Source organism: Streptomyces sp. NPDC086554 (genome assembly GCF_040686095.1).
Lineage (GTDB): Bacteria > Actinomycetota > Actinomycetes > Streptomycetales > Streptomycetaceae > Streptomyces.
In genome coordinates, this window is record NZ_JBFBJK010000004.1 from 439,590 (window position 1) to 460,940 (window position 21,351).

The following is a 21,351-nucleotide window of genomic DNA, read 5'->3' on the forward strand; positions in this document are numbered from 1 at the left end:
CTACAAATGGGCGGCAGGGCGCTCAGGCGTTGCGGTCATGGCCGATTCCCGACCAGTGCGTAGGTCTGCTGCGCGATCTCCAGCTCCTCGTCGGTCGGGACAACGGCGACGGCGACCCGCGAGTAATCCGGCGAGATCAGCCGGGCCTCGTCGGAACGTACGGAGTTCAGCTCCCCGTCGACCGCGAGCCCCAGCTCCTCCAGGCCCGCGACGGCAGCCTCCCGCACGGGAGCCGCGTTCTCGCCGACCCCCGCCGTGAACGCGACGGCGTCCACCCGGCCGAGTACCGCGTAGTACGCGCCGATGTACTTCTTCAGACGGTGGATGTAAATGTCGAAGGCGAGCGCGGCCGCCTCGTCGCCCTCGTCGATGCGGCGCCGGATGACCCGCATGTCGTTGTCGCCGCAGAGCCCGATCAGGCCGCTCTTCTTGTTGAGCAGGGCGTCGACCTCGTCGATCGACATCCCGCCGACGCGGGCCAGATGGAAGACGACCGCCGGGTCCACGTCACCGGAGCGGGTACCCATCACGAGCCCTTCGAGCGGCGTGAGCCCCATCGACGTATCGACGCACCTGCCGCCCCGGACGGCGCTCGCGGAGGCGCCGTTGCCCAGGTGCAGCACGATGACGTTGACGTCCTCGGGCGCCTTGCCGAGCAGCTTGGCGGTCTCGCGCGATACGTACGCGTGCGAGGTCCCGTGGAAGCCGTAGCGCCGCACGCGGTGCTGGTCGGCGGTGGCCACGTCGATGGCGTAGCGGGCAGCCGACTCCGGCATCGTCGTGTGGAACGCCGTGTCGAAGACCGCGACTTGGGGGAGGTCGGGGCGCAGCGCCTGGGCGGTGCGGATGCCGGTGATGTTGGCCGGGTTGTGCAGCGGCGCCACCGGGACGAGCCGCTGGATCTCCGCGAGCACCTCGTCCGTGATGACGGTGGGCGCGGTGAACTTCAGGCCGCCGTGCACCACGCGGTGGCCGATCGCGGCCAGCCCGGGGGAGTCGAGCCCGAGCCCGTCGGCGGCCAGCTCGGCGGAGACCGCCTTCAGGGCGGCCTCATGGTCGGCGATCGGCTCTTCGCGCTCCCGCTCCTCGGCGCCGCCGCCGGTCAGCGGGGTGTGCTTGAGCCGCGAGGTCTCCTCGCCGATGCGCTCGACCAGGCCGACCGCGAGACGTGAGCTGTCGCGCATGTCGAGCAGCTGGTACTTCACCGACGATGAGCCGGAGTTGAGGACGAGGACGCGGGTGGCTGTCACGGGTGCGGTGCTTTCTGTAGACGTCATACGGGGCTGCTATACGGCGATGGCCGGGCCCTGGGCCTGGATCGCGGTGATGGCGACGGTGTTGACGATGTCCTGGACGAGGGCGCCGCGGGACAGGTCGTTGACCGGCTTGCGCAGACCCTGCAGGACAGGGCCGACGGCGATCGCGCCGGCCGAGCGCTGGACCGCCTTGTAGGTGTTGTTGCCGGTGTTGAGGTCAGGGAAGATCAGCACGCTGGCCTGGCCCGCGACCTCGGAGTCCGGCAGCTTCGTCGCCGCGACCGAGGGCTCGACGGCGGCGTCGTACTGTATGGGCCCCTCGATCTTGAGATCGCTGCGGGTCGCGCGCACCAGCTCGGTGGCCTCGCGCACCTTGTCGACGTCCGCGCCCGAACCCGACGTGCCCGTCGAGTACGAGAGCATCGCGATCCGCGGCTCCACGCCGAACTGCTCGGCGGTGGCGGCCGCCTGGACGGCGATGTCGGCGAGCTGCTCGGCGTTGGGATCCGGGTTCACCGCGCAGTCGCCGTACACAAGAACCTTGTCGGCAAGGCACATGAAGAAGACCGACGAGACGATCGAGGCATCGGGCTTTGTCTTGATGATCTCGAAGGCGGGCCGGATGGTGGCGGCCGTGGAGTGAACAGAACCCGAAACCATGCCGTCGGCGAACCCCTCCTGCACCATCAGCGTGCCGAAGTAGTTCACGTCCGCGACGACGTCGTACGCGAGCTCCACCGTGACGCCCTTGTGGGCGCGCAGCTCCGCGTACTTGGTGGCGAAGGCGTCGCGCAGTTCGGAGGTCTGCGGGTCGATGAGCTGCGCGACGGTGAGGTCGACGCCGAGGTCCGCGGCCTTCTTGCGGATCTGCTCGACCGGGCCGAGGAGGGTGAGGTCGCAGACGCCGCGGCGAAGGAGCACGTCGGCGGCGCGCAGGACGCGCTCCTCGGTGCCTTCGGGCAGCACGACGCGACGCCTGTCCGAGCGGGCCGTCTCCAGGAGCTTGTGCTCGAACATCATCGGCGTGACGCGGTCGCTGCTGGGCGCCGAGACCCGCTTGAGGAGGCCGCCGGTGTCCACGTACCGCTCGAAGAGACCGAGGGCCGTCTCCGCCTTGCGGGGCGTGGCGGCGTTCAACTTGCCTTCCAGGGCGAAGAGTTCGGCCGCGGTGGGGAAGGAGCCGCCGGAGACGGCGATGACCGGCGTGCCGGGTGCGAGGCGGTCGGCGAGCTTGAGGATCTCGGCGCCCGGCTGCTCGTTCAGGGTCAGCACGACGCCCGCTATGGGCGGCGTACCTGCGCTGTGCGCGGCGAGTGAGCCGACGACGAGGTCGGCGCGGTCCCCGGGGGTGACCACGAGGCAGCCCGGGGTCAGGGCGTTCAGGAAGTTCGGCAGCATGGCGCCGCCGAAGACGAAGTCGAGCGCGTCACGGGCCAGGCCGGCGTCGTCGCCGAGCACGACCCGGCCGCCGAGCGCGTGGGTGATCTGGGCGACCGTGGGGGCGGCGAGCGCCGGCTCGTCGGGCAGGACGTAGCTGGGCACGGGGAGACTGGCCGCGAGCCGTTCGTCTATCTCGTCCCGGTCGGCGCGCGCGACCCGGTTGGTGACCATCGCGAGGACGTCGCAGCCGAGCGACTCGTACGCGCGATAGGCGTTGCGTGTCTCGGCGCGCACCGATTCGGCGGTCTGGTTCTTGCCGCCGACGACGGGTATGACCGCGGCGCCGAACTCGTTGGCGAGGCGGGCGTTGAGGGACAGCTCGTCCGGGAGCTGGGTGTCCGCGAAGTCGGTGCCCAGGACGAGGACGACCTCGTAGTCCCGCGCCACCCGGTGAAAACGGTCGACGAGCCGGGAGACCAGCTCGTCGGTGCCCTGCTCGGCCTGGATCGCGGAGGCTTCGTGGTAGTCCATGCCGTACCCGGAGGCCGCGTCCTGTGCGAGCCGGTAGCGGGCGCGCAGCAGGTCGAAGAGGCGGTCGGGCCCGTCGTGGACGAGCGGCCGGAAGACCCCCACGCGGTCCACCTGGCGGGTCAGGAGCTCCATGACTCCCAGCTCGATGACCTGGCGGCCGTCGCCCCGGTCGATCCCGGTCACGTACACGCTGCGCGTCACGCGTGCTCTTCCCTTCATCGCGGTGGTGTGGGCACCCGGCGAGGCCGGGCAAGGTTGCACAAATAACCCGATAAGGTTGCCGTGCCCCCTTGACAATACCTCCGCGGCTGGCTAGGTCGCCCGCCGGCGACAGGCCCTGCCAGGCGGGCTCAAGGCCCTCCTCCCCAGGATCCGGCAGGGCAGCCGCGAGCGGCGCCCCCTCCGCGGCCATGGAACAATCGGACCGGCTCACAAGTATCAACAGCGAGCAGGAGACACAGCACGATGCGCATCGGAATTCTCACCGCAGGCGGCGACTGCCCCGGCCTCAACGCAGTGATCCGGTCGGTCGTGCACCGAGCCGTGACGCACTTCGGCGACGAGGTCATCGGCTTCGAGGACGGTTACGCGGGCCTGCTCGACGGCCGCTACCGCACCCTCGGTCTCAACGAGGTCAGCGGCATCCTGGCCCGTGGCGGAACGATCCTCGGCTCCTCCCGCCTGGAGCGTGCGCGGTTCCGCGCGGCCTGCGAGGACGCGCAGGCGCTCGCCAAGGAGATCGGCTTCGACGTCCTGATCCCCATCGGCGGCGAGGGCACGCTCACGGCCGCGAAGATGCTGTCGGACGCGGGCCTGCCGGTGGTGGGCGTCCCGAAGACCATCGACAACGACATCTCCTCGACCGACCGCACCTTCGGCTTCGACACGGCGGTGGGCGTGGCCACGGAGGCGATGGACCGCCTCAAGACGACGGCCGAGTCCCACCAGCGCGTGATGGTGGTCGAGGTCATGGGCCGCCACGCCGGCTGGATCGCCCTGGAGTCGGGCATGGCGGGCGGCGCCCACGCCATCTGTCTCCCCGAGCGCCCCTTCGACCCCGCCGACCTGGTCAAGCTGGTCGAGGAGCGTTTCTCGCGGGGCAAGAAGTTCGCGGTGATCTGCGTGGCCGAGGGCGCGCACCCCGCCGAAGGGACCATGGACTACACCAAGGGCGCGATCGACCAGTTCGGCCATGAGCGCTTCCAGGGCATCGGCACGGCACTCGCGTACGAGCTGGAGGCCCGCCTCGGCAAGGAGGCCAAGCCGGTCATCCTCGGCCACGTCCAGCGCGGCGGCACCCCGACGGCGTACGACCGCGTCCTCGCGACCCGCTTCGGCTGGCACGCGGTGGAGGCGGCGCACCGCGAGGACTACGGCCGGATGACGGCGCTGCGGGGCACGGACATCGTGATGGTGCCGCTCGCGGACGCGGTGACGGAGCTGAAGACGGTGCCGAAGGACCGGATGGACGAGGCGGAGTCGGTCTTCTAGTTGCGGGCTTCTGGCTTCTGGCTGTCGGGGGGGGATGTCAGCCCCCGGCAGCCCCCGTCCCGCGGAGCTGGGCCCAGAAGTGCTCGAGGATCCGGTCCAGGTAGTCCCGCCCGGCGTTCCCCGACGCATCGGCGCCTGTCCCGCCGCCCCAGCTCAGCGTCCGTACCATCCGAGCCTGGTAGTCGGCGTGCAACTGCTGCAGCACATCCTCCAGGTGCCGCTTCCGCACGGGCAGCATCTTGCTCACGGGCCGCACATACCCCTGCCAGCGGCTGGTCACGGCGCTGCGCAGCAGCTCGGCGAGCTCGTCGGCGCGCCCGGTGACGGTCATGAAATCGGGCAGCGGCAGCTGCAGCACTTCGGCGAGGGCGGCGGACTGCCGGTCGTTGCCGCGCCAGGTGTTCGTCTCCTCCATGCGCAGATACGCCTGGATCTCGACGCCGGACCCCCGAGCGACGTCCTCCGGTGCGAGCCCCCGGGCGATCCGGTGCTCCCGCAAGGTCGTCGCGGCGCCCATGAGTTCACCGGGGGAGCACCACAACGTCCCCGCGAGCGCGGTGAGCTCGGCAGAGGTGGGCGAGGCGAGCCCGCGCTCCCAGGCGGCGATGGTCTCGGGCGTGATGTACGCGAGCCCGTAGCTCGCCCGCATCCCGTAGGCGACATGCCCGTGTGCCATCCCCAGCGCCTCGCGAAGGCGACGGGCGGCGGGGAAGTTGAACGGGGGCGTGGGCTGGTTGGGCTGGCTCGGTTGCACGGGCACACGGTATGGGCGATGAGGGCTGGCGACTACGGTGCGTTCACACGAGGTTGCGGATTGGTAGGAAGCTACGGGGGTGCGCTCTGTCCGCGAGCTTCCGCGAAGTCTCCGAATAGCGGACGCGCGGCACCGTTCACCAGGTCGGCACCGCAAAAGTACCTCGGACCCGGGGCCGAGGAACAGAGCAGGTCGAGATCTTTCACAGCGGTACGGCGCCTGCCAGCACGGTAGTCACGGCCTTCTGTACTGCCGTGGCCTCCGGCGGGGCGTCCCTCCGGTCGGCGAAGAGGAGATGGGCGGCGCCGATCAGGGTGGGGGCGAGAGTGTCGATGTCCGCCGTGGTGGTGATGCGGCCCAGTTCGCGTTCGGCGGTCAGGTAGGTGGTGATCACGGCCGTGGCCTCTGTCAGGAGGGGGATGCCGGGGGTTTGTCTCTTCTCGCGGAGGCGGGTTCGGAGGTCGTCGCGGAAGGTGATCAGGGCGACGATCGACACCGCGATCGAACCTCCGAACAGGTCCGTCAGGGCCGTGGTGAGGTTGCCCGTGACCGTGCCGGTTCCGGCGGTCTCGTGCAGGGCGGTGGACTGGCTTTCGATGTGTGCGACGCGGTCCAGGACCAGTTCGGCCAGGAACGCGTCGAAGTCCGCGAAGTGGCGGTGCAGGACGCCCTTGGCGCAGCCCGCCTCCGTGGTGACCGCCCGGCTGGTCAGTGCGCTCGGGCCGTCGCGGAGCAGGATGCGCTCTGCTGCGTCGAAGAGTTGCTCGCGGGCGTCGCGGATGGCTACCCCTGTCGGCACGATTCTCTCTCTTCTCGCTCGCCGAGTCCGCCCCTCCGTTGACGAGTGGGCACGTGCCCACCATAGTGGGCGGATGCCCGCTATACCTTCGGAGGGCTCAACTCCCTCTGTGTCCGAGCCTCATCAGTACCGGCAGACCGCCGAGTCGTTCGGCTCCGATGCCGAGCGGTACGAGCGTGCCAGGCCCCGGTATCCACAGGCTCTGGTGGACCGGATAGCCGCCGCGGGGCCCGAGGTCCTCGACGTCGGCTGCGGTACCGGCATCGCCGCCCGGCAGTTCCAGGCCGCCGGCTGCCGGGTCCTTGGCGTCGAGCCCGACCCGCGGATGGCCGAACTGGCGCGGCAGTTCGGGGTGGAGGCGGAGGTGGCGACGTTCGAGGACTGGGATCCCGCCGGGCGGGAATTCGACGCCGTTGTCGCAGGGCAGGCCTGGCACTGGATAGATCCCGTCGCGGGAGCGGCCGTGGCCGCGCGGGTGCTGCGGCCCGGCGGCCGACTGGCAGCGTTCTGGCACGTGTTCCAGCTCCCGGCCGAACTGGCGCAAGCCCAGGCGACGGTCTTCCGGCGGGTGATGCCGGACTCCCCGTTCAACGTCGACGCGCTGCCGAAGCGAGCCCTGGACGTGTATCAGGCCATGTTCACCAAGGCCGCCGACGGGATGCGGGCAGTGGGTGGGTTCGGCGCCCCGGAGCAGTGGCGGTTCGACTGGGAGCGGTCCTACAGCCGAGACGCGTGGCTGGACCAGCTGCCCACTCACGGCAACCTCACCCAGCTCCCGCCGGACAGGCTGGCGCAGGTCCTTGAGGGCGTCGGGTCCGCCATCGACGCGATGGGCGGCGGATTCACGATGGAGTACGCGACGGTGGCGGTCACCGCGACGCGAACTGGCCCTGCCGTGGGGTGACTTCGTGGACCGGTGTCGTCGGCCGTACTTGGTGTCCGCCTCCGGGCTACTGCCTCGTGGGCTCGTACTTCTTGTCCACCTTGCCGATCTCCTTCCACGTGCCCTCGCCGCGGCGGTCGATCCACACGGGGCGGCCCTGCGCGGAACGTCGCTTCTCGAAGGACACCTCGTCGAGTACGCCGTTGACCGAGACCTGCTGGATCTCGCGGTCCAAGGTGTGTCGCAGGGAGGTGGCGGAGGTGTCGGTGGGGAGCTTGTCGAGGGCCGCGGCCAGGGCCATCGCGCCGTCGTACAGCTCCTGGTTGCCCTGCGCGGGAAGGTTCTGATCGGGTTCGCCGGTGTAGTTGCGGGTGCGCAGGACGCCTGCGGGGATGTTCTTCTCGGTGTCTTCGGTGCTCGTCCGCTCCTCGGAGTCCTGGCAGACGCCCTCGAAGCTGCTCTGGGTGAGCACGGGACCCTTGAAGCCGCCGGCCCTGAGCCGCTTGGTCCACATCCCGGCGTCCGAGTTGGCGGGGACCACCACCGCGTCCGCCCGTGCCTTGGTGGCCAGGGCAGGGATCTGGGGCGGCTTCACGTCGCTGGGGCTGGTGTCCAGTGCCTCGGTGGTCACGCCGCCCCTGCGCAGCGCGGTGCCGATGCCGTCCTCGCGGTTCGCCCAGAGCTTGTCCTCCGCCACCAGCACCCGGCGGGCCTTGGTCTGCGACATGAGGTAGCGGGCCATCGCCGCACCCTGGCGTGCGTCGTCGGCGGGGATGGCGAACGCCCCGTCGGCATGGGCGACGCCCGAGCAGGTGCTGATCTCGGGGAGGAACGCCTCGTCCGTGTCGTGCACCCAGGCGAAGCCGGAGGTGTCGCCGATGACGGCGAGCATGCGCGGGTGCTTCGCCAGCATCTTGCGGGAGCTGACGTCCGGATCGGCCGTCACGGGGACGATGCGGAAGCGGCCGCCGCCCTTGGTGCCCAGCGTCTCCGCGAACGCGGACTTCACGGTGCGCAGTTGCTGCGTGGTGAACTGCTTGAACTCCGAGGCCCCGTACTCGTCCGGCTCGACGTCTCCCCTCGGGGCGCCGACGTGCCGGGAGTCGTGGGCGACGCCGATCTCGTAGACGGTCTCCTTGTTCCCGCCCACGGAGTCGCCTGAGGAGTCGCCTGACGAGTCGGAGGAGCCGGACGTCAGGGAACGTATGCCGAGACCCGTCGGGATGCCGACCGCCAGGACGAGGACGGCGGCGATCAGCGGGCGCTTGCGGGAGCGGCGTCGGGCGTCGGGTGCGGACGGGGTGGTGGTGTCCTTGCGGACGGCCGGTCGGGAGACAGTCGCTCCAGGGGCGCCGGGATAGGGCGTGGGCGTAGGCGTGTGCGTGGCGGGCCGGGTGTCGGCGTTTGCGGTGCGGGCCGCCTGCTCTTCGCCGCGGTCGGCCTCGCCTTCGCGCGTGTTGTCCACGCGGACCGTCGGCCTGCGGGGCGGATGCGACGCGGGCCGCCGATCCGAGGGGGAGTCGGCCACCGAATCCCGGGCGTCCGACGCGGCTTCGGCGGGATGCCCGGATGCGGGCCCGGAGCTGTCGGACGGCCCCGCGTCGGCCGCCCCGGTCCCGGACGCCCCCACACCCGGCGGCACCGCCCGCCCCGCCGCAAGCACCAGCTCAAGCGCCGTCGCCGCGTCCCCCGGCCGGTCCGCGGGGTCCTTGGCGAGGAGGTCGAGGACCAGGCGTTCCACCGGCCGCGTCACCTCGCCGCGTGCCGCACTCGGGCGCAGTGGCGCGTCGTTTACGTGGTTGTACATGACGCCGGCCACAGAGCCGGTGAACGGCGGTCTGCCGACGAGGAGTTCGTAGAGGACGCAGCCGAGCGCGTACAGGTCCGTGCGGCCGTCGCCCGGCTCCTGGCGGAACCGCTCCGGAGCCAGATACGGCACGCTGCCGAACGGCAGCTGCCCGGTCCGGGTGAGGCGCGAGTCGCCCGCCACGCGCTCCATGAACGTCGCGATGCCGAAGTCGACGACCTTTGCCGTGCCTTCCGGGGTGATCATTACGTTGCCGGGCTTGATGTCGCGGTGCACTACGCCCGCCGAGTGCGCCGCGTCCAGGGCGCGGCAGATGTCCGCCGCCCAGCGCAGCGCGTCCGCCACCGGAACCCGGACCGTCTCGCGCAGCACCTGGTCGAGCGAGCGCCCCTGCACCAGGGCCATCACCAGGTACGGGGTGCCGTCGTCCGTGCCGTGGTCGTGCACGGCGACGATGTACGGGCTGTCGAGCGCGGCCGCGGCGCGGGCCTCCTGCCGGAAACGGGCCAGGAGTTGATCGGCCTCGCTCTCGCCCGCCGACGTCGACGGCACGAAGAGCTTGACCGCCACCTCGCGGCCCAGGCTCCTGTCCCGGGCCCGCCAGACCTGCCCCATGCCACCCGCGCCGATCGGCGCCAGCAACTCGTACCGACCGTTCAGCAAACGCCCCTGCACCGTGCTCCCCCTTCGACGCGGATGATCCTAGTCACGGGGCTTCGTTGGGGCCTGGAGAGGTGCGTACGGGGCGGTCGCGAGGTCACGGGAGGTCGCGATGCCCTTGTGTGTCATGGAAGGAGCGCAATGCGACGAGGGCCGAGGAAGCCGGGCCCGTGCGGTCGGTCACGATCCATTCAGTGCTATCGACCGCTTCGATCACAAAGGGGCTGCCTGAGAAGTCCATGGCCAGCAGCGCCGCGGGATCGGGTTCCGCGCCCTCCGCCACGGCGAGCAGGATCAGATCCTGGACCTGCTCGACCCGGCTTGCGAACTCCCGCAGGGAGGGCCAGTCGAAGGGCAGCCCGGTTGGGGCCGCCGAGACCGCCTCCTCGAACTCTTCGACGCTGAGGCCGTCCGGCATCTCCCCGACGCCGGTGAATTCGAGGAGCCGCCAGGTCCACCGCTCTCCTGGGACGTGGGCCAGGAGGTCGGAGAGGCTGACGTAGCGTCCCCGCGGTCCGTGCATCGGGATCTCTACGGTGTCTGGCGAGGTCACCCCTTCACCGCACCCCCGAGCGCGAAGCCGCCGCCCAGCTTCCGTGAGATCAGGACGTACAAGAGGATCACCGGAGTGGAGTAGATGATCGAGAAGGCCGCCAACTGGCCGTAGACGACTGTGCCCTTGTTGCCGAAGAAGTCATTGATGCTGACCGACGCCGGCATCTGCTCCGGGGTCAGGAGCAGCATGAACGGGACGAAGAAGTTGCCCCACATCATGACGAAGGAGAAGACCGTCACCACGGCGACCCCGGGACCCATCAGGGGCAGGACGATGCGGATCAGGGACTGGAAGGACGAGGCGCCGTCCGTCCACGCCGCCTCCTCGAGCTCCTTCGGCACTCCGTCCATGAAGTTCTTCATCAGCCAGATGGCGAAGGGGAGTTGGGACGCCGCGAAGAAGAAGATCGTGCCCTCCATCGTGTCGATCAGGTCCACCTGTACGAACAGCGCGTACACCGGGACCATGATCGCCGTGATCGGCAGGCTCGTCGCGAAGAGGATCGTCAGCATGAAGGGGCGGTTCAGGCGGGACTTGAAGCGGGAGAGGGGGTACGCGGCCAGCGCCGCGCAGACCACCGTCAGGATCGTGCCGCCGCCGCACAGCAGCAGGCTGTTGAGGAGGGGCGTGAAGGTGATCTCGGGGGTCAGGACCGCGTCGTAGTTGTCCAGGGTGAGACCGTCGGGGACCTTCACCTTGAGGTCGGCCTCGGTGTCGAGCGAGGACAGGATCACCCAGGCGAGCGGCAGGATGAACGCCGCCGCGACCACGAGCAGCCCCGCGTCCGCGGCGAGGCGTCGGCTCGTACGACGTGAAGTGCTCGTACGACGTGAAGTGAGGGTCCTGGAAGGCGACTTGGCGGTATTGACGGACACTCAGGCCTCCGTGCGGAGCAGGCGCATATAGACGAGGGAGAAGAGTGAGCCGACGACCAGGAGCAGGAGCGCCACCGCCGTGCCGTAGCCGATCATGCTCTTCTGGAAGGCCTGTTCGTACATGAACAGCGGGAGGGTCTGGCTGCGGTTGCCGGGGCCGCCGCGCGTCATCACCCAGATCAGGCCGAAGACGGACAGGGTCTGCAGGGTGTTCAGCATCAGGTTCGTGCCGATGGAGCGGCGGATCATCGGCAGCGTGATGTGCCACATGCGGCGCCAGCCGCCCGCGCCGTCCACCTCGGCCGCCTCGGTGATCTCCTTGGGGATCTCGTTCAGGGCCGCCGAGTAGACCAGCATCGAAAACGCCGTCCCGCGCCAGACGTTGGCGAACGACACCGCCAGGATCGGCAGCGTGTACATCCAGTTCTGGGAGGGGAGATGGAGGAAGTCGAGGACTGCGTTGAGAGTGCCTTCGCGCCGGAAGAACGCGTAAAGCAGGAAGGCCGCCACGACCTCCGGAAGCACCCACGCCGTGATCACGATCGCGCCGGTGACCGTCCGGACCGGCTTGGACGCCCGCTGCATCAGGGACGCGAGCGCGAGGCCGATGGTGTTCTGCCCGATGAGCGACGACAGGACCGTGAAGACGAGGGTCAGCCAGACCGCGTTGAGGAACGCCTCGTCCCCGAACGCCTTACGGAAGTTGTCGAACCCGACGAAGCTCGACTCCGCCTGGCCGGTGAGCTGCAGGTCGGTGAAGGCGATGTACGCGCAGTAGCCGATCGGCCCCGCCAGGAACAGGAGCAGGAGGATCACGGCGGGGGATACGGGCAGGGCGCGGGACAGTGCCCGGCCCGTCAGCTTGCGGCGGGACGGGGGGTGCGGTGCGCCCGGGCCCGGCGTTGTCCTGACGATGTCGCCGGGCCCGGCAGGGGGTGCGGTGGTCACTTCTTGATGACCTTGCCGTCCGTCGCCGCGTCGACCTCTTCGTCGTAGCCCTTCGCCGCGTCGGCCACCGAAGCGTCGCCCGTCGTGACCTTCTCCATGGACTCCTGCACCGCCGTGGAGACCTTCGGATACGCCGGGTACGCGGGCCGGTAGTGCGTCGACGGCACCAGGTCCGTGAAGAACTTCAGTCCCGGTTGCGCCTTGAGGTACGCGGGGTCGGCCGCGACGTCCTTGCGGACCGCGATGCCCGAGTTCGCCACGTACCACTTCTGGGCGTTGGCCTTGGTCTGCATCTGCTCGATGAACTTGAAGGCCAGGTCCGGGTTGGACGCCTTGGACGGGATCGCCCAGGTCCAGCCGCCGGACATGCTCACCTTGCCGGGAGCCTGGCCGTTCTGGGTCGGCATGTGGGCCAGGCCCAGCTTCTTCGACCACTCCGGCCACTCGTGGCCCGCGCCCTTGCCCCAGTCCTGCGGCAGCCACGAGCCGTCCAGGTTGATGCCGAGCTTGTCCTCGGGGAGCAGTTCGCCGCGCACCCGGGTAGCGAAGTTCGGGTCGAGGGCGTCGGAGACATCGGGGCCGAGCTTCTCCTTGTAGACCGTCTCGACGAACTCCAGGGAGTCCTTGAAGCCCTGACTGCCCGTCACCCACTTCTTGGACTGCGGGTCGTACATCGGGTCCTTGCCCGTGCCGTACAGCAGCATCTCCATGCCCTGCATGGTGGCGGCCTCGCCCGCGGGCTTACCGGTGTAGACGTTCAGGGGAGTGACGCCCGGGACCTTCTTCTTGATGGTCCGCGCCGTCTCCAAGATGTCGTCCCACGACTTCGGCTGCCAGTCGGCGGGCAGCCCGGCCTTCTTGAAGATGGCCTTGCTGAACCAGAGGCCGCGGGTGTCGGTGCCGTCCGGTACGCCGTACGTCTTGCCGTCCGCCGCCTTCGCCGCCGACTTGGACGTGTCGATGAACCGGTCCCAGTCCTTCCACTTGTCCAGATACGGATCGAGTGGCTTCAAGTACCCGCTGGTGATGTCCGAGTTGATGAGGAAGGTGTCCTCGTAGACCAGATCGGGCGCGGTCTTCGGGGAGCGCATCATCTGCTGCAGCTTGGTGTAGTACTCGGAGTCCGGCGCCTTGATCGGCACCAGCTTGACCTTCTTGCCGGGGTTCTCCTTCTCGAACTGCTTCTTCACGTCCGCCAGAAAGTTGTCCATGACCTTGACCTGGTTGTCCGTGGACTGTTTGAAGGAGACCTTCACGGTGTCCGGATCGTCGCCGGAGTCCCCGCCGCAGGCGGTGAGGGTGCCGGCGGCGACCAGGGCGGTGGCGAGGAGCAGTGGAGTGGTGGGGCGCACGGGCACGACCTCCTACTGGCCGACGCGGCGAGGTTGCCACGCGGGGCTGCAACGCGGGCTGCCCGGTGAACGTAAGGGCGTGCTCGGAGCAAGGTCAATGCCCGTGCGTCGCCGCTTGTCATCAACGTGACAACGTTGTTATGGCGGCCCCGCTTCCGGTGTCCACCGGTGACTCCACGGTGCCTCAGGTGGCTGAAGTCAGCCAGCGGTACACGTACTCGGGGCGGCCCACATGGCCGTACTGCGGGGTGCGCGTTGCGCGGCCCGTGGTGACCAGGTGCTCCAGGTAACGGCGCGCGGTGATGCGGGAGATGCCGACGGACTCGGCGGTGGCCGCCGCGGTGAGGCCGTCGGCGGGGGCGTCGCGCAGGCCGATGGTCACGCGTTCCAGGGTGGGTCCGCTGAGGCCCTTCGGGAGGGCGGCGGGACTGGGGGCGCGCAGGGTGGCAAGGGCGCGGTCCACCTCGTCCTGGCCGGTGGCCTCGCCCGCGGCGGTGCGGTAGTCCGCGTAGCGGGTGAGGCGGTCGCGGAGGGTGGCGAAGGTGAAGGGCTTCAGTACGTACTGGACCACGCCCAGGGATACGCCCTCGCGTACGACCGCCAGATCGCGGGCGGATGTCACCGCGATGACGTCCGTTCGGTGGCCCGCGGCGCGCAGGGTGCGGGCCAGTTGGAGGCCGTGGCCGTCGGGGAGGTGGAGGTCCAGGAGGAGGAGGTCGACCTCCGTGCGGTCCAGGGCGCGTTTCGCCTCGGCTGCTGTGTGGGCCTTGCCTACGGCGTGGAAGCCGGGGATGCGGTTCACGTAGAGGACGTGGGCGTCGGCGGCCACGGGGTCGTCTTCGACTACGAGTACGCGGATCTCTTCCGTCACTTGGTGCCTCCGTTTGGTACGTCCTCTGTACTGGACGCCTCTTCATCGGCACCCGGCAGTGGAGCGTTGTGCCCACCCTTCCCCAAGCTCTCGGCTTCGCTCGAGCAGGGGAGACCCCACTCGCCCTGCGGAACGCCTGCCCACAACGCGGGCGACTCTCCTCCCAGGTGGACCTCGAACTCCGCCCCACCCCCCGGCGCCTCCCGCACCGTAAGTGACCCCTCGTGTTTCGTCACCGTCTGGTGGACCAGCGCCAGGCCAAGCCCCCGCCCCGTTGCCGCCTTTGTCGACCAGCCCCGCTCGAAGACCGACTCCACATGCGCAGGGTCCACGCCAGGGCCCGTGTCCGAGACCCGTAGCGTCAGGCCCTCCTCGTCCGCGCGGGCCGTCACCGTCACGCGGGCCGCCGGGGAGCCCTGGGCCGCGTCCACCGCGTTGTCGATCAGGTTGCCGAGGACCGTGACCAGATCGCGGGCCGGCAGATCCGGCGGGAGCATGCCGTCGTCGATGCTGCTGTCGGGGGAGACGACAAGCTCGACGCCGTGTTCGTTCGCCTGGGCCGCCTTTCCCAGGAGCAGCGCGGCGAGGACCGGCTCGTTGACCGCCGCGACGACCTGGTCCGTCAGCGTCTGGGCAAGTTCCAGCTCGGCCGTGGCGAAGTCGACCGCCTCGTCGGCGCGGCCGAGCTCGATGAGGGACACCACGGTGTGGAGGCGGTTCGCCGCCTCGTGCGCCTGCGAGCGCAGCGCCCGCGTGAAGCCGCGCTCCGAATCCAACTCGCCGGTGAGGGCCTGGAGTTCGGTGTGATCGCGCAGGGTGACCACTGTTCCTCTGCGCTCGCCGCTCGACACGGGGGACGTGTTGACGACAACCACCCGGTCCGCCGTCAGGTGCAGCTCGTCCACTCGGGGCTCGGCGGCGAGCAGTGCGCCGGTGAGCGGGGCGGGCAGGCCGAGTTCGGCGACATTGCGGCCCACCAAGTCGCCCGATACGCCGAGCAGTTCGCGTCCTCCGTCGTTGATGAGGGCGATCCGCCGCTGCCCGTCCAGCATCAGGAGGCCCTCGCGCACCGCGTGCAGCGCCGCCTCGTGGTAGTCGTGCATCCGGCTGAGCTCGGTGGCGTTCATGCCGTGGGTGTGGCGGCGCAGACGGGCGTTGATGACGTACGTACCGATGGCGCCGAGCGTGAGCGCGGCCGCCGCGACGCCGAGCAGGGCGAGCAGCTGGCCGCGCGCCTTCTCGCTGATCTCCTCGATGGTGATGCCCGCGCTGACCAGGCCCGTGATGCGGTCGCCGTCATGGATCGGGGTGACCACGCGCACGGAAGGGCCGAGCGTTCCGGTGTACGTCTCGGTGAAGGTCTTGCCCCGCAGGGCGTCCGCCCGGTGGCCGAGGAAGCGCTCGCCGATCTGTTCCTCGTCGGGATGCGTCCAGCGGATGCCGTCCGGATCCATGATCGTGACGAAGTCGACGCCGGTGTGACGGCGGACATCGGTCGCGTACGGCTGGAGGGTCTTCGTCGGATCCTCGCCGCGCACCGCCTCACGTACCGAAGGGGAGTCCGCGACCGCACGCGCCGCGGCCGTCGCCTGGTGGCGCGCGCCCTCCTCCGCCTGCCGCCGGTCGCTCAGGAACGTGAACAGCGCGCATCCGGCCACCACCAGGGTGACAAGCACGATCTGCATCGCGAAGAGCTGGCCCGCGAGGCTGCGCGGGCGGGGTGGACGGGTGAGGGGCATGGTGCCAGTCTGCCTCGCCGTATAAGCACGAACTAAATGAACGTAAGGGTGACCGCCCTCACAGGGCGGGAGATAGTCCCCGTATTCCCTGCCCAGGACGTGAGCCGCACGCACTGGCCGAAAAACGCCGACGCCGTCGTTCAAGGAGGGCCCTCGTGGCCGACACCGCGGAGAACAAGGTGGCACCCCCCGCCAAGCGGGACCGCACCCACTATCTCTACATCGCCGTCATCATCGCCGTGGTCCTCGGTATCGGTGTCGGCCTGCTCTTCCCCGACTTCGCCAAGGAGCTCAAGCCGGTCGGTACCGGCTTCGTGAACCTGATCAAGATGATGATCTCGCCGATCATCTTCTGCACGATCGTGCTCGGCATCGGCTCGGTCCGTAAGGCCGCCAAGGTCGGCAAGGTCGGCGGGCTCGCGCTCGGCTACTTCATCGCGATGTCGGTCGTCGCCCTGGCCATCGGCCTCCTGGTCGGCAACATCCTGCACCCCGGTTCCGGCATGGACCTGACCGAGGCGGCCAAGGACGCGAGCCACGACGCCGCGGACGAGGCCGCCAAGAGCCCCACCGACTTCCTGCTCGGCATCATCCCGAAGACGCTCGTCTCGGCGTTCACCATGGGCGAGGTCCTGCAGACCCTGCTGGTCGCGCTGCTCGTGGGCTTCGCCCTGCAGGCGATGGGCTCGGCGGGCACGCCGGTCCTGCGCGGTGTCGAGCACATCCAGAAGCTGGTCTTCCGGGTCCTCGGCATGATCATGTGGGCCGCCCCGGTGGGCGCGTTCGGCGCGATGGCGGCGGTGGTCGGCGAGACCGGCACGGACGCCCTGAAAGCCCTGGCGACGATCATGATCGGGTTCTACGTCACCTGTGCGCTGTTCATCCTGATCGTGCTCGGCACGCTGCTTCGCCTGGTCACCGGCGTGAACCTGTTCAAGCTCCTGAGGTACCTGGGCCGCGAGTTCCTCCTCATCCTCTCCACCTCCTCGTCCGAGTCCGCGCTTCCGCGGCTCATCGCGAAGATGGAGCACCTGGGTGTCAGCCGCCCGGTCGTCGGCATCACCGTCCCGACGGGCTACTCCTTCAACCTCGACGGCACGATGATCTACCTGACCATGGCCTCGCTCTTCATCGCCGACGCCATGGACCAGCCGCTCGGCATCGGCGAGCAGATCTCGCTGCTGCTGTTCATGATGATCGCGTCGAAGGGCGCGGCGGGCGTCTCAGGGTCCGGCATCGCGGTCCTGGCCAGCGGCCTGCAGTCGCACAAGCCGGGCCTGGTGGACGGCGTAGGCCTGATCATCGGCGTCGACCGCTTCATGAGCGAGGCCCGCGCGCTGACCAACTTCGCCGGCAACGCGGTCGCGACGCTCCTGATCGGTACGTGGACCAAGGAGGTCGACCGGGAGCGGGTCACCCTGGTGCTCGACGGGAAGCTGCCGTTCGACGAGAAGACGCTGCTCGACGACGGCGGTGACGCCCCGGGCGTGGAGGCCGCGTCGACCGTGGACGCGGTCCCCGGTCAGCCCGGCAGCAGCGAGAGCGAGATCGCGAAGAAGTCGCTGACCGCCTAGCCGGTCACGGTCGCCCTGCGCTCGGCGACCCTCTCCACCAGCTCGGTGGCTTGTGAGGCGGGCAGGCCCGCCGCGGTCAGAAACGTGATCGCGGTGGACCTGCCCGCCTTTTCTGCCGGTACGACACCGTCGTTGACGGCCTCCATCACGGCGAACAGGATCCCTTCGAGTACGTAGCCGAGTGCCCGCGTCGGCAGCGGCGACACGAACGTGCCGTCGTCCAGGCCGCGTTGGAAGGTTTCGAGGCCGGACTCGTGGACGCAGCCGAGCCGTTCGCGGATGCTGCCCATCGTGACGCTCCGATGGGAGAGCGAGAGCAACAGGCGGTAGCGGTCGGCGACTTGCCATACGGCGAGCAGTGATCCGGCCACCGCTTCCGCGGGGTCGTCGATGCCCTCGCGGCCCGCGGCGTGCGCGGTCTCCACCGCCTCCACCGCCCGCTCCACGATCGCGTCGATCAGCGCGTCCCTGCTGGGGAAGTGCCCGTACACGGTCCGTCGCACCACGCCCGCGGCGCGCGCGATCTGATCCATGGACGCGTCGGGGTCGCGAAGCAGCTCCGTGACGGCGACGTCGAGGATGCGGCGGCGATTGGCGTCGGCTCTGGCGCTGCTCGGGCTGCTCGCGGGGCGGGGGTTCATGGCCCCCATTCTGCCCACTCCCGCGCCGCCCGCACGCCCCCACTTGCACACCCCTGTGCAATATCAGGTATCTTGCACAGCAGTGTGTAGTTGCACATGCCTGTGCAACAAGTCGGTGCAACAGGTTCAGTCGCAACAGCTTCAGTCGCAACAGGTCTGTGCAAGACGGGATGGGTGGAATCCAATGCCATTGCTGATCAAGGAACCGGTCGAAAGGACGGACCGGCCGTACGCGCGCCGCTGGTGGGCACTCGGCGTGCTCTGCCTGAGCCTGCTGATCGCCGTCATGGCGAACACCGCGCTGACGGTGGCGGCCCCGGACATGACCATGGACCTCGGCCTGTCCAGCTCCGACCTGCAGTGGGTCATCGACGCATACACCGTTCCGTACGCGGCCCTGATGCTGCTGCTCGGCGCGATCGGCGACAAGTACAGCCGCCGGGGCGCGCTGGTGCTCGGCCTGGTCATCATGTCCGTCGGCGCCGGAGCGGGCGCGACGGTCGACAGCGCGACGGCGGTCATCGTGGTCCGCGCGGTCATGGGCGTCGGCGCCGCGCTGATCATGCCCGCGACGCTTTCCCTCCTCGCGGCGACCTTCCCACGCGAGGAGCGCGCCAAGGCGATCACGATCTGGGCGGCGACGTCGGGCATCGCGATCGCGGCGGGCCCGCTGATCGCGGGCGCGCTGCTCCGTGACAACGGCTGGCACTCCACCTTCCTGATCAACATCCCGGTGGCGGTGCTTGCGATCGTCGGTGCGTTCGTCCTGGTCCCCCCGTCGAAGGCGGCGCAGCACGGCCGCATCGACTACGTGGGCGGCCTGCTCTCGGTGGTCTGGGTGGGCGCGCTGATCTTCACGATCATCGACGGCCCGCACTTCGGCTGGGGCGCGCGGGCGATCGCCGCGGCGGTGGTCGCCGGAATCGGCCTGGTCCTGTTCGTGATCTGGGAGCTGCGGCATCCGCGCCCGGTCCTGGACGTCCGCAAGTTCACGGACCGCGCCTTCGCGGGCTCGAACCTCGCCGTGGCGCTCTTCTTCCTCGCGGTGTTCGGCGCCTTCTACTACCTGACCCAGCACCTTCAGTTCGTCCTGGCGTACGACCCGCTGGAGACCGGCGTCCGCATGCTGCCGCTGGCCGGCGCGGTCTTCGTCGGCTCGGCGGTCACCGGGATCCTGGCGCCGCGCATCGGCGGCAGGATCATGGTGATGGCGGGCATGGTCGGAGGCACGGTGGCCCTCGCACTGCTCACGCGGATCGACGCGGGGTCCGGTTACGGCGACTTCGTGGCGCCGCTGATCGTCCTCGGCCTGTCGCTCGGCTTCGCCGTCTCGCCCTGCACGGACGTGATCATGGGCGCGTTCCCCGAGTCGGAGCTCGGCGTGGGCGGCGCGGTCAACGACACCTCGCTGGAGCTGGGCGGCTCGCTGGGCATCGCGGTGCTGGGTTCGGTGCTCGCGGGCTCGTACTCCTCCAAGCTGGCGGACGGGACTTCGGGCAGCAAGCTCCCCGCCTCCGCCCTGGAGACCGCCCAGGATTCGGTGGGCGCGGGCAACGGAGTGGCGCAGGGCATCGCCGCGCAGGCGCGTGACCTCGCGGAGACGGCAGCAAACGCGACCACCCCGCAGGAAGCGGCCCAGCTCAAGGCCCAGGCCCAGGAACTCGCCCAGGGCGCGGGCCAGATGAGGGACGCGGTGGGCTCCGCGTTCTCGGACGCGGTGGCACACACGAGCCTGATCGGCGCGGTGATCCTCGGGGTCGGGACGATCGTGGTGGCGGTACTGCTCCCGCGCGCCGGGAAGGGCGGCCGGGTGGTTGCCGCTTCGGGGACGTCGGCCGAGGGGGACCGGCCTGAGGGGGACCAGCCTGAGGCTGGGGCCGAGCCTGAGTCCGCGTACGCGGACGGGGGTCGCTGACAGGGCGATCTGTTCCGGGACCGGGAGGCCAAGCTCAACAGTTCCGGGATGGAGTTCATGAACCTGGCTTGGGCCAATGAGTCCGCCACGGGGCTGATCTGCTGGCGGTGCGGGTACGTCCAGCTCTTCGTCAATCGGGAGCTGCGGATGTACAAGGCGGACAAGTGACGGGGTGTCACCTCACCGGCGTACACGAGCCCGGCGGCGAAGCCGCCGGGCTCGTTCCGTCGTTCGGGTGGCCGCGGCGTGTGCCGGGTGAGGTTTCCGCCATCTAGGTGGACGTCTGCGCGTACTGTTGACCGTTATTCAAACCTGCCAGTAACTTCAGCGTTGCACTACTGAAACACCCGCCACGGCCGGGCCGTTGGTGCCTGTGGCTCGCTCCTCTCCGGGACTGACCCCCCATCGGATTCAAAGGAGACTCCAGATGGTGATCCGCCGTGCCCTCGCGCTGCGCCTGGCAGCCGCCCTCTCCGGAACCGTCGCCCTGGGGCTCGCCGCCCCGGCGCAGGCCGTCGCTTCCGAGCCCCTCGACTACGTCGCCCTCGGCGACAGCTTCAGCGCCGCGTCCGGTGTGCTGCCGCTCGACCTCTCCGCCCCGCTCCTCTGCGCCCGCTCCACGGCCAACTACCCGCACGTCGTCGCCGAGCGCACCGGCGCCCGGCTCACCGACGTGACCTGCGGCGGAGCCCAGACCAAGCACTTCACCGAGTCGCAGTACCCCGGCGTCGCCCCGCAGCTGGACGCGGTCGACGCCGACACCGACGTCGTCACGCTGACCATCGGCGGCAACGACAACAACACCTTCATCAACGCGATCGTCGCCTGCGGCACCGCCGGTGTGCTCTCCGGCGGCAAGGGCAGCCCCTGCAAGGACGCCAACGGGGACAGCTTCATCAAGCAGATCGACGCCAACACCTATCCGGCGCTCAAGGCCTCCCTGAGCGCCATCAAGGCCAAGGCGCCGCAGGCCCGCGTCGCGATCCTCGGCTACCCGTGGATCCTGCCGGCCAAGGCCGACCCGAGCTGCTTCGCCAAGATGCCGGTCGCCGAGGGGGACGTGCCCTATCTGCGGGAACTCCAGACCCACTTGAACAAGACCGTGCAGCGCGCCGCCTCCGAGACGGGTGCCACGTACGTCGACATGGCCGCCGCCTCGGAGGGACGCGACGCCTGTGCGCCGCGCGGGACCCGGTGGATGGAGCCGATGCTCTTCGGCACCAACTTCGTGCCGGTGCACCCGAACGCCCTCGGTGAGGCGGGCATGGCCGCTCAGGCGATCGGCGCGCTGAACCTCAAGTGACCCTGCGCTGCGGCGA

General features: G+C 69.7%; 17 protein-coding genes. 5 read left to right on the forward strand and 12 right to left on the reverse strand.

Annotation, left to right across the window (positions count from 1 at the left end; translation table 11 throughout):
• Positions 1-35: 35 nt before the first annotated feature.
• Positions 36-1,250 (reverse strand): acetate kinase, encoded by a 1,215-nt coding sequence (locus AB0O76_RS09300; protein WP_365487027.1) that lies wholly within the window; start codon positions 1,248-1,250, stop codon positions 36-38.
• Positions 1,251-1,286: 36 nt separating this feature from the next.
• Positions 1,287-3,368: a phosphate acetyltransferase gene (gene pta, locus AB0O76_RS09305; protein ID WP_365487029.1), complete on the reverse strand. Its 2,082-nt coding sequence runs from the start codon at positions 3,366-3,368 to the stop codon at positions 1,287-1,289.
• Between the two features lie 264 nt (positions 3,369-3,632).
• Here pta and AB0O76_RS09310 point away from each other — a divergent pair, with 264 nt between their 5' ends.
• The gene (locus AB0O76_RS09310) at positions 3,633-4,658 is read left to right on the forward strand and encodes a 6-phosphofructokinase (protein WP_365487031.1); all 1,026 of its coding nucleotides are present in this window, start codon (positions 3,633-3,635) and stop codon (positions 4,656-4,658) included.
• 37 nt (positions 4,659-4,695) lie between these two features.
• On the opposite strand, the gene AB0O76_RS09315 is transcribed toward AB0O76_RS09310, so the two are convergent.
• Entirely contained in the window at positions 4,696-5,418 is a 723-nt protein-coding gene (locus tag AB0O76_RS09315) for a helix-turn-helix transcriptional regulator (RefSeq protein WP_365487033.1), read from the reverse strand.
• 196 nt (positions 5,419-5,614) lie between these two features.
• Entirely contained in the window at positions 5,615-6,211 is a 597-nt protein-coding gene (locus tag AB0O76_RS09320; protein ID WP_365487035.1) for a TetR family transcriptional regulator, read from the reverse strand.
• A 73-nt stretch (positions 6,212-6,284) separates the two neighbouring features.
• Between AB0O76_RS09320 and AB0O76_RS09325 the strand changes: the two genes are divergently transcribed.
• Positions 6,285-7,115 (forward strand): class I SAM-dependent methyltransferase, encoded by an 831-nt coding sequence (locus AB0O76_RS09325; protein ID WP_365487037.1) that lies wholly within the window; start codon positions 6,285-6,287, stop codon positions 7,113-7,115.
• Between the two features lie 46 nt (positions 7,116-7,161).
• Here the strand turns inward: AB0O76_RS09325 and AB0O76_RS09330 are convergent, their stop codons facing one another.
• The 7 genes from AB0O76_RS09330 to AB0O76_RS09360 form a co-directional block, all read right to left on the reverse strand.
• Entirely contained in the window at positions 7,162-9,576 is a 2,415-nt protein-coding gene (locus AB0O76_RS09330) for a protein kinase (protein WP_365487039.1), read from the reverse strand.
• Positions 9,577-9,658: 82 nt separating this feature from the next.
• A complete protein-coding gene (locus tag AB0O76_RS09335) occupies positions 9,659-10,084 on the reverse strand; it encodes a hypothetical protein (RefSeq protein ID WP_365487041.1) in 426 nt (141 codons plus the stop codon).
• 26 nt (positions 10,085-10,110) lie between these two features.
• Positions 10,111-10,992 carry a carbohydrate ABC transporter permease gene (locus AB0O76_RS09340; RefSeq protein WP_365487043.1) on the reverse strand — a complete coding sequence of 294 codons (882 nt, stop codon included), beginning with the start codon at positions 10,990-10,992 and terminating at the stop codon, positions 10,111-10,113.
• Positions 10,993-11,853: a sugar ABC transporter permease gene (locus AB0O76_RS09345; protein WP_365487113.1), complete on the reverse strand. Its 861-nt coding sequence runs from the start codon at positions 11,851-11,853 to the stop codon at positions 10,993-10,995.
• Positions 11,854-11,936: 83 nt separating this feature from the next.
• Positions 11,937-13,292 (reverse strand): extracellular solute-binding protein, encoded by a 1,356-nt coding sequence (locus AB0O76_RS09350; protein WP_365487045.1) that lies wholly within the window; start codon positions 13,290-13,292, stop codon positions 11,937-11,939.
• Between the two features lie 184 nt (positions 13,293-13,476).
• Complete coding sequence (locus tag AB0O76_RS09355) at positions 13,477-14,163, reverse strand: response regulator (protein ID WP_365487047.1); 687 nt, start codon at positions 14,161-14,163, stop codon at positions 13,477-13,479.
• Complete coding sequence (locus tag AB0O76_RS09360; protein WP_365487049.1) at positions 14,160-15,902, reverse strand: sensor histidine kinase; 1,743 nt, start codon at positions 15,900-15,902, stop codon at positions 14,160-14,162. The genes AB0O76_RS09355 and AB0O76_RS09360 overlap by 4 nt, the downstream gene beginning before the upstream one ends.
• Positions 15,903-16,057: 155 nt before the next feature.
• On the opposite strand from AB0O76_RS09360, the gene AB0O76_RS09365 reads away from it, so the two are divergent.
• Positions 16,058-17,476 (forward strand): cation:dicarboxylase symporter family transporter, encoded by a 1,419-nt coding sequence (locus AB0O76_RS09365; protein WP_365487051.1) that lies wholly within the window; start codon positions 16,058-16,060, stop codon positions 17,474-17,476.
• Here AB0O76_RS09365 and AB0O76_RS09370 read toward each other — a convergent pair.
• Positions 17,473-18,117: a TetR/AcrR family transcriptional regulator gene (locus AB0O76_RS09370; RefSeq protein WP_365487053.1), complete on the reverse strand. Its 645-nt coding sequence runs from the start codon at positions 18,115-18,117 to the stop codon at positions 17,473-17,475. The genes AB0O76_RS09365 and AB0O76_RS09370 overlap by 4 nt on opposite strands.
• 184 nt (positions 18,118-18,301) lie before the next feature.
• Between AB0O76_RS09370 and AB0O76_RS09375 the strand changes: the two genes are divergently transcribed.
• Positions 18,302-20,032 (forward strand): MFS transporter, encoded by a 1,731-nt coding sequence (locus tag AB0O76_RS09375; RefSeq protein WP_365487055.1) that lies wholly within the window; start codon positions 18,302-18,304, stop codon positions 20,030-20,032.
• Positions 20,033-20,459: 427 nt separating this feature from the next.
• Positions 20,460-21,335 (forward strand): SGNH/GDSL hydrolase family protein, encoded by an 876-nt coding sequence (locus tag AB0O76_RS09380; protein ID WP_365487057.1) that lies wholly within the window; start codon positions 20,460-20,462, stop codon positions 21,333-21,335.
• Positions 21,336-21,351: the final 16 nt, after the last annotated feature.

What these genes read in the sequence shown, in the direction of transcription:
- AB0O76_RS09335 (WP_365487041.1), bottom strand. Translation starts at nt 10,084, where the DNA reads ATGCACGGACCGCGGGGACGCTACGTCAGCCTCTCCGACCTCCTGGCC.
- AB0O76_RS09370 (WP_365487053.1), bottom strand. Translation starts at nt 18,117, where the DNA reads ATGAACCCCCGCCCCGCGAGCAGCCCGAGCAGCGCCAGAGCCGACGCC.
- AB0O76_RS09380 (WP_365487057.1), top strand. Translation starts at nt 20,460, where the DNA reads ATGGTGATCCGCCGTGCCCTCGCGCTGCGCCTGGCAGCCGCCCTCTCC.
- AB0O76_RS09375 (WP_365487055.1), top strand. Translation starts at nt 18,302, where the DNA reads ATGCCATTGCTGATCAAGGAACCGGTCGAAAGGACGGACCGGCCGTAC.
- AB0O76_RS09360 (WP_365487049.1), bottom strand. Translation starts at nt 15,902, where the DNA reads ATGCCCCTCACCCGTCCACCCCGCCCGCGCAGCCTCGCGGGCCAGCTC.
- AB0O76_RS09325 (WP_365487037.1), top strand. Translation starts at nt 6,285, where the DNA reads ATGCCCGCTATACCTTCGGAGGGCTCAACTCCCTCTGTGTCCGAGCCT.
- AB0O76_RS09310 (WP_365487031.1), top strand. Translation starts at nt 3,633, where the DNA reads ATGCGCATCGGAATTCTCACCGCAGGCGGCGACTGCCCCGGCCTCAAC.